We start from the raw sequence: 798 nt of genomic DNA, 5'->3' as shown, positions 1-798 counted from the left end.
CGCTGCCGCGGCTTCGGTGCATGGTTTAGCCCCGTTACATCTTCCGCGCAGGCCGACTCGACCAGTGAGCTATTACGCTTTCTTTAAATGATGGCTGCTTCTAAGCCAACATCCTGGCTGTCTGTGCCTTCCCACATCGTTTCCCACTTAACCATGACTTCGGGACCTTAGCCGGCGGTCTGGGTTGTTTCCCTCTTCACGACGAACGTTAGCACCCGCCGTGTGTCTCCCGTGATACGTTTTCCGGTATTCGCAGTTTGCATCGGGTTGGTAATCCGGGGTGGACCCCTAGCCGAAACAGTGCTCTACCCCCGGAAACGACCTCACGAGGCGCTACCTAAATAGCTTTCGGGGAGAACCAGCTATCTCCCGGTTTGATTGGCCTTTCACCCCCAGCCACAAGTCATCCGCTAATTTTTCAACATTAGTCGGTTCGGTCCTCCAGTTAGTGTTACCCAACCTTCAACCTGCCCATGGCTAGATCACCGGGTTTCGGGTCTATACCCTGCAACTTGGCGCCCTGTTAAGACTCGGTTTCCCTACGGCTCCCCTATGCGGTTAACCTTGCTACAGAATATAAGTCGCTGACCCATTATACAAAAGGTACGCAGTCACCCCATCCTCAAATGTCCCGCTTGCCTTTGCCGCCAATCTTGTCCGCTTTTTTAACTTCCGCTGCTCATGGACGTCTCTGTCCATTGCGCTGCGGCTTGAAAAAAGCGCACAACCTTGTTTGCAAATGCTGCGCTGCCCGGGGGATTGGGTTCATCACCTCAAGTGCGAGGCACTTGAGTGATG

Annotated in this window: 1 rRNA gene; it reads right to left on the bottom strand. The window is 54.0% G+C overall.

The features are described from left to right. Positions 1-636, bottom strand: a 23S ribosomal RNA gene (locus tag FCN80_RS25900); the annotation flags it as partial. Positions 637-798: the final 162 nt, after the last annotated feature.

Origin of the sequence: Martelella alba (assembly GCF_005217455.1) — a bacterium.
Taxonomy (GTDB): Bacteria; Pseudomonadota; Gammaproteobacteria; order Enterobacterales; family Enterobacteriaceae; genus Acerihabitans.
The sequence above is the reverse complement of the archived record's forward strand: the minus strand, read 5'-3'. Positions and strand labels throughout refer to the sequence as shown.